The sequence below is a fragment of the Novosphingobium sp. genome (assembly GCF_049240505.1).
Classification (GTDB): Bacteria; Pseudomonadota; Alphaproteobacteria; order Sphingomonadales; family Sphingomonadaceae; genus Novosphingobium.
In genome coordinates this window covers 1-5,604 of the sequence record NZ_JBMLSM010000176.1, presented here as the reverse complement: position 1 = coordinate 5,604, position 5,604 = coordinate 1, and the positions used below count along the sequence as shown (strand labels likewise).

The 5,604-nt window shown below is 65.0% G+C and carries 9 protein-coding genes; 4 read left to right on the top strand and 5 right to left on the bottom strand.

The window, feature by feature from the left end; translation table 11 throughout:
- Positions 1 to 72 precede the first annotated feature (72 nt).
- From ACOVQ0_RS14295 to crcB, 5 genes are read right to left on the bottom strand one after another with little or no spacing between them, the layout of a single operon-like run.
- Entirely contained in the window at positions 73 to 780 is a 708-nt protein-coding gene (locus tag ACOVQ0_RS14295; protein WP_421885696.1) for an ATP12 family chaperone protein, read from the bottom strand.
- The gene (locus ACOVQ0_RS14290; RefSeq protein WP_421885694.1) at positions 777 to 1,001 is read right to left on the bottom strand and encodes a hypothetical protein; all 225 of its coding nucleotides are present in this window, start codon (positions 999 to 1,001) and stop codon (positions 777 to 779) included. Before ACOVQ0_RS14290 ends, ACOVQ0_RS14295 begins: the two co-directional genes overlap by 4 nt.
- Positions 998 to 1,654 carry an HAD-IA family hydrolase gene (locus tag ACOVQ0_RS14285; protein WP_421885691.1) on the bottom strand — a complete coding sequence of 219 codons (657 nt, stop codon included), beginning with the start codon at positions 1,652 to 1,654 and terminating at the stop codon, positions 998 to 1,000. The genes ACOVQ0_RS14290 and ACOVQ0_RS14285 overlap by 4 nt, the downstream gene beginning before the upstream one ends.
- Before the next feature lie 14 nt (positions 1,655 to 1,668).
- Positions 1,669 to 3,015: an RluA family pseudouridine synthase gene (locus ACOVQ0_RS14280; protein WP_421885688.1), complete on the bottom strand. Its 1,347-nt coding sequence runs from the start codon at positions 3,013 to 3,015 to the stop codon at positions 1,669 to 1,671.
- Complete coding sequence (gene crcB, locus ACOVQ0_RS14275) at positions 3,012 to 3,410, bottom strand: fluoride efflux transporter CrcB (protein ID WP_421885685.1); 399 nt, start codon at positions 3,408 to 3,410, stop codon at positions 3,012 to 3,014. The genes ACOVQ0_RS14280 and crcB overlap by 4 nt, the downstream gene beginning before the upstream one ends.
- Positions 3,411 to 3,742: 332 nt before the next feature.
- On the opposite strand from crcB, the gene rpsU reads away from it, so the two are divergent.
- The 4 genes from rpsU to ACOVQ0_RS14255 form a co-directional block, all read left to right on the top strand.
- On the top strand, positions 3,743 to 3,949 hold the full coding sequence (rpsU, locus tag ACOVQ0_RS14270) for a 30S ribosomal protein S21 (protein ID WP_011446475.1): 207 nt from the start codon (positions 3,743 to 3,745) through the stop codon (positions 3,947 to 3,949).
- 156 nt (positions 3,950 to 4,105) lie between these two features.
- A complete protein-coding gene (locus tag ACOVQ0_RS14265) occupies positions 4,106 to 4,684 on the top strand; it encodes an FKBP-type peptidyl-prolyl cis-trans isomerase (RefSeq protein ID WP_421885682.1) in 579 nt (192 codons plus the stop codon).
- A gap of 101 nt (positions 4,685 to 4,785) precedes the next feature.
- Complete coding sequence (gatC, locus tag ACOVQ0_RS14260; protein WP_421885680.1) at positions 4,786 to 5,088, top strand: Asp-tRNA(Asn)/Glu-tRNA(Gln) amidotransferase subunit GatC; 303 nt, start codon at positions 4,786 to 4,788, stop codon at positions 5,086 to 5,088.
- A gap of 163 nt (positions 5,089 to 5,251) precedes the next feature.
- Positions 5,252 to 5,604 (top strand): amidase family protein (locus ACOVQ0_RS14255; protein ID WP_421885678.1); only part of this gene is annotated, 353 nt, incomplete at its 3' end.

The window sequence follows — 5,604 nt, the reverse complement described above, 5'->3', positions numbered from 1 at the left end:
GGCCTCAGTCGTTTGACATCGACGTTCCGTAGCAACACCGAGGCCCCCGCCTGCGCGGGGGCGCAACAGTTATTATGCGGCGCGCCTACCCCGCGCCATTCCCGCAAACCTTGCCGCCGCAGCAAAAGCCGCCGCGCGCTTTTCGCGCCTGTCCATCGCTTCGGCATCCTTGCCCCAAAGCTCGGCCTGCCAATCCTCTTCCAGATTGGCCGCATCCCATAGCGCGTCGAGGTCTGCGCCCGGCAGCAGCGCGGCCAGACCGATCACCAGCGATGCGGCAAGGCTGGTGGTGTTGCGCAGCGCGGCGAGTTCGAACGGATTCAGCCCTTCCAGTTCCACCCGCAACCGCGCCAGCGTTTCTACAGGCTGCGGCTTGTGGATGATCCCGGTCACGCGCACGAACGCCACGCCCAACCGCGTTTCCGCATCGGCCAGCAGCGGCTCCCACATCATGCGTTGCCGTGCGGCAAAGGCCTCGTCCGGCTCGGCGCGATAGCACAGCGTGTCGGTTTCGGCATAAGGCAGCGTTTCGGCGATCACGCCTGCCCGGTCACCTGCCACCACGTCCAGCGCATAGTCCGCCATATCGCGATAGAGGAACAGCGCCGGGTCGATCTCCTCGCCCTGACCTGCCCATTCGGCTGCCAGTGCATCGGCCAGCGCCTGTGTCGGCACAATCTGCGGCCTACCGCCCACAGTCTTGATCGCCCGCCCGTCGAGCCGCACCCCGAAGCCGCCATCAACCGCTTCGACCGTTACATCCTTGTAAAATCGCTTCATCGTCCGTCCGGCGTCCGCCATTTCCGCGCAAGCAGGCGCGGCACGTAAAAGAATTCGGCCATGCCCAGCACGGCCAGCACATAGCCCACTTCCTGCGGCACGCTGCCAAGGAACGAAGGCGCACGCCCCGTTCCGATCATCACGCCCAGCAGCACCATGATCGCGCCCGAAAGCCGCACCGCCTGCAAGGCAAAGAACCGTCCCGCCGCCGGATCGCTCATGCAATTGCCCCCAGCAGCGCGCGCAGGTCTGCCATGCTCGTCGCCACGGCCTTTGCCCCGGCTTCGATCAGTTCGTCGGTTTCGTGATAGCCCCAGTCCACGCCGATCCCGGTAACGCCTGCATTCACCGCCATGTGAATGTCATAGACGGTATCGCCGATCATCGCCGTGCGGTGCCGGTCTGCCCCGGCGTCGGCAATGCACTGTTCGATCATAGATGGGTCGGGCTTCGAAGGATGCCGGTCCGCCGTCTGCAACGATATGAAGTGCTTTGTCAGCCCGTGCGCGGCAAGGCAGTGGGCCAGTCCCTTGTCCGATTTGCCTGTCGCCACCGCCAGTTGCCAGCCATCGCCCGCAAGGTCTGCCACCAGCGCGGCTATGCCGTCATACAGAGGTTCGCCCACGGCGCCGGCTGCCCGCCGCGCCCGAAAGGCGTCCTTGTATAGCTCGGTCAGGCTGGCGTGATCGTGATGTTCGCCCGCCGGATGCAATTGCCGCATCGCCTCGTGCAGGGAAAGGCCCACGACGCGGCGCGTGGCGTGGCGTTCTGGCGGAACCAGTCCCGCCGCCGTGAACGCCGCGTCCATCGCCGCGCAGATATCGGCCTGGCTATCAACCAGCGTGCCATCGCAATCGAAGATCGCCAGCCTCATCCCGCCATCCCCGATCAGCGCGCTTTGCCCTTGGGCGGACCAGCGGCAGGCGTGCGCGCAGCAGGGCGCGCTCCGGCAGGCTTCGGGCCAGACCGCGCGGCGGGCTTGCCGGCCACTTTCGGCCCGGCCTTGGCAACGACCTTTCCAGCAGGCTTGCCCACCGGCTTCGCCCCGGCGCGCTTGCCAGTAGGCTTGCGGCCCGCGCTGCCAGCGCCCTTTTCGCTATCGGCACGTTTGCGGCGTTCGCCCCGACGTTCCTTGCGATATTCCTTGGCGTGCGCTTTGGCAGCCCGCTTCTGCATGGTCTTTTCGGGGATCGGCTTGATCGGATCGATTGCCAGATCGCCGTCTTCCTCGTGGAAGCCAAGGCTGGCCATGCTCGCTTCGAAGTGCGAGGGCAGGGGCGCCGTCACGTCGATCAGGTCGCCTTCGGGATGCTCTATGCGCAGGCGGCGCGCGTGCAGGTGCATCTTGCGGCTGATCGTGCCGGTCAGGAACGCGGCCTGCCCGCCATACTTTCCGTCACCCACGATAGGATGGCCGATGGCGGCCATGTGCACGCGCAACTGGTGCGTGCGCCCGGTCAGCGGTTGCAGTTCCACCCATGCCGCGGCATTCCCGGCGCGGCTGATCACGCGATAGCGGCTGCGGGCGGACTGGCCCTGACCGCTTTCGTCGACCATCATCTTTTCGCCGCCCGTGCCCGGCTGCTTGGCCAGCGGCAGTTCGATCAGCCCGTCCTTCACTTCTGGCACGCCCACCACCAGCGCCCAATAGATCTTGCGCGCCGAGCGGCCGGAAAAATGCTTGGAAAAGAACGCTGCGCTGCCCGGCGTGCGGGCGATCAGCAGAACGCCGGACGTGTCCTTGTCCAACCGGTGAACCAGACGCGGGCGCGGACCGCCATCCGTGGCATAGGCATCCAGCAAACCGTCGACATGCTCATACGTGCCGCTGCCGCCCTGCGTGGCAAGGCCCGGCGGCTTGTTCAGCACGATCGCGGCGCGGTCCTTTTCCAGCACCATCGATTCGGCGAGCTGGATCTGCTCTTCGGTCAACGGTGCGCGCGGACGCTCGCCCTTGCCCGGCGTGCCCACCGGCGTGGCATTGCCCGGCGGCACCCGCAGGGTCTGCCCTGCTTCCAGCCGCGTATCCACATCGGCGCGCTTGCCATCCAGCCGAATCTGCCCGGTGCGCGCCCAGCGCGATACGGTGGCAAAACCCACTTGCGGCAGGTGCCGCTTGAACCAGCGGTCCAGCCGCGCGCCTTCATCGTCTTTGCCGATTGTGAACTGGCGGACGTTGACGTCGGACAGCGCGCCCTGTCCCTTGCGGCCAGAGCCGGTCTTTACGCTGCTCATGCCGCACCCCGCATCAATGAAAGGCCAAGGAACAGCCCGACCACGCCTGCCAGCACCGAACCCAGTGCATAGGCCCCAGCCATGCCGTAAAGCCCGCGCTGCATAAGCATGGCGGTTTCAAGGCTGAAGGCCGAGAATGTGGTGAAGCCGCCCAGCACGCCAACGCCCAGCAGCAGCCGCAGTGATTCGCTGCCGCCTTCGCGCGCCAGCCATCCGGCCAGCAGGCCCATCAGCAGGCTTCCCACCACATTGATAAGGAAAGTGTGCCAGGGAAACACGGCATTGGGACCGGCAGCGGTCGTAACCGCGCGCCCGGCATGATAACGCAGCATCGCGCCGATGCCGCCGCCAATGGCGACGATGGCGGTTGCCGTAAATGTATTGGGAGAGTTCATCCGGGGCTTTTAGTGTCTGGACCGGAATTACGAAAGCCGTAATTCCTGACGCGGCACCGGCCCACTCCCCCGCCCGACCACCCGCAGGATACTACCGTTGGGTGGTCGGGCGGGGGAGTGGGCCAAGGAGCAATCACGCGCCGCTGACGGAACGGCAGTTCCGGCTCAGCCATAAAACGCACGACTTTGCTTGCCTTTGCTGCCCGATTTGGCTAGTGGCGCACCCGTTCGGGCCGGTCCTGTACGGATTCGGCGCGTTTTGTATTTCCAGAATCAGGGCAACTCCCGCCGGTTTTGCGGGCTCTTGCCGACAGTTTGAGGTGTAGCGGTTTATGCAGATTCTCGTTCGCGATAACAACGTCGACCAGGCTCTTCGTGCTCTCAAGAAGAAGCTGCAGCGTGAAGGCGTGTACCGCGAAATGAAGCTGCGTCGCCACTTCGAAAAGCCCTCGGAAAAGCGCGCTCGCGAAAAGGCTGCTGCCGTTCGCCGCGCCCGCAAGCTTGAGCGCAAGCGCCAGGAGCGTGACGGCGCGAAGTAAGATGGATGGGGCTGCAAACGCCCCATCTGGCTACTTGCCGTTAGCGCCCTTATGGGCCAAGGAGGGCGCCGAAATCGGCGCCCTTTTTCTTGGGCGCTGGCCAGTCATTCGAATCATCCGGCGCGATTCGGGCGAATCGCGCTTCAGGGGGAAAGCATGTCGGAAATCACCCGCGTTCCGCTCCAGCCGGTTGCCAAAGGCTCGGTCGGCAAGATCTGGCTTGGCGTTGTCGCCGCTGTCGTGCTGGGGTCAGGCGTTGCCTACGCCACCCGTTATCAGGGGATCGAGATCGAGACGGTCAAGGCTGGCACCGGCGGTTCGCCCACCAAGGCTGACGTTGCGCTGATCAACTATGTCGGCCGTCTGGCCAGCGGCAAGGAGTTCGATCGTGGTGAACGTGCGGTGCTGCCGCTCGAAACCGTGATCCCCGGTTTCTCCGAAGGCCTGTCGAAGATGCAGAAGGGCGGCAAGTACGTCCTCGAAATCCCGGCAGAGAAGGCCTACGGCGCGGACGAAAAGCGCAATCCGCAGACTGGCGAAGTGGTGATCCCCGCCAATTCCGACCTCGTGTTCGAAATCGAACTGATCGATTACAAGAGCGCGGCTGAACTGGAGCAGCAGCGCATGATGCTCGAACAGATGCAGAAGATGCAGGGCGGCGCCGGCGCCGGCGCTGCTCCCGGCGGTATGCCGATGCCTCCGATGCCGGGCGCTCCGGGCGCACCGCAACCCTGATCCGCGCCGGGAAGCCCTTCGGGGCTACCTCGGCTTGAAGCACGCCGTGCGCTCTGGTAGCGCGCGGCGTTCCTTTTTTCTTTCCGATAAGAGTATCCGCCATGTCCGTAGATACCGCCACCGTGGCCAAGATCGCCTCGCTGGCCCGCATCAAGGTTACCGAGGCCGAGCTTGACGCGATGGTCCCCGAACTGAACGGCATCCTCGCCTGGGTCGAACAACTGGGCGAAGTCGATGTGACCGGCATCGAACCGATGACCGCCGTCATTCCCAACACCCAGCGCCTGCGCGATGACGTGGTGAACGCCGATCCGCTGACCGGCGGCGATATCCGCAACGCGGTGCTGGCCAACGCCCCCGCGCCCGAACATGGCTTCTTTGGCGTGCCCAAGGTGATCGAATGATCGCCTACGCAGATCATTCGATCATCCCCACGCAGGCGGGGATCGCAGGCGACACAGCACGCCGCGCCCCCGCGAAGGCGGGGGCCTCGTGCCATATTGCTGACCGTCCCGTTATACTGCCTGAGGTCCCCGCCTTCGCGGGGACGCAGCTGGAAGTCCTGAAATGACAGACCTTACTGATCTCGGCATTGCCGCCCTCCGTGATGGCGTGGCCAAGGGCGATTTTACCGCCACCGAAGTCGCCAACGCGTTCAACGCGGCGGTCGAGGCGGCGCAAGGCTCGCTGAACGCCTTCATCGTCACCACGCCCGAAAAGGCGCTGGAAGCTGCGGCAAAGGTTGACGCGGATCGCGCCGCCGGAAAGCCGCTTGGCACGATGGCGGGCGTCCCCATCGGCATGAAGGATCTGTTTGCCACCAAGGGCACGCAGACCACCGCGGCGTCGAAAATCCTCGAAGGCTTCAAGCCGCAGTACGAATCCACCGTTTCGCAGAAGCTGTGGGATGCGGGCGCGGG

Excerpts from the sequence above, each read along its gene's own strand:
- ACOVQ0_RS14295 (WP_421885696.1), bottom strand. The coding sequence starts at position 780 with ATGAAGCGATTTTACAAGGATGTAACGGTCGAAGCGGTTGATGGCGGC.
- ACOVQ0_RS14290 (WP_421885694.1), bottom strand. The coding sequence starts at position 1,001 with ATGAGCGATCCGGCGGCGGGACGGTTCTTTGCCTTGCAGGCGGTGCGG.
- ACOVQ0_RS14285 (WP_421885691.1), bottom strand. The coding sequence starts at position 1,654 with ATGAGGCTGGCGATCTTCGATTGCGATGGCACGCTGGTTGATAGCCAG.
- ACOVQ0_RS14280 (WP_421885688.1), bottom strand. The coding sequence starts at position 3,015 with ATGAGCAGCGTAAAGACCGGCTCTGGCCGCAAGGGACAGGGCGCGCTG.
- crcB (WP_421885685.1), bottom strand. The coding sequence starts at position 3,410 with ATGAACTCTCCCAATACATTTACGGCAACCGCCATCGTCGCCATTGGC.
- rpsU (WP_011446475.1), top strand. The coding sequence starts at position 3,743 with ATGCAGATTCTCGTTCGCGATAACAACGTCGACCAGGCTCTTCGTGCT.
- ACOVQ0_RS14265 (WP_421885682.1), top strand. The coding sequence starts at position 4,106 with ATGTCGGAAATCACCCGCGTTCCGCTCCAGCCGGTTGCCAAAGGCTCG.
- gatC (WP_421885680.1), top strand. The coding sequence starts at position 4,786 with ATGTCCGTAGATACCGCCACCGTGGCCAAGATCGCCTCGCTGGCCCGC.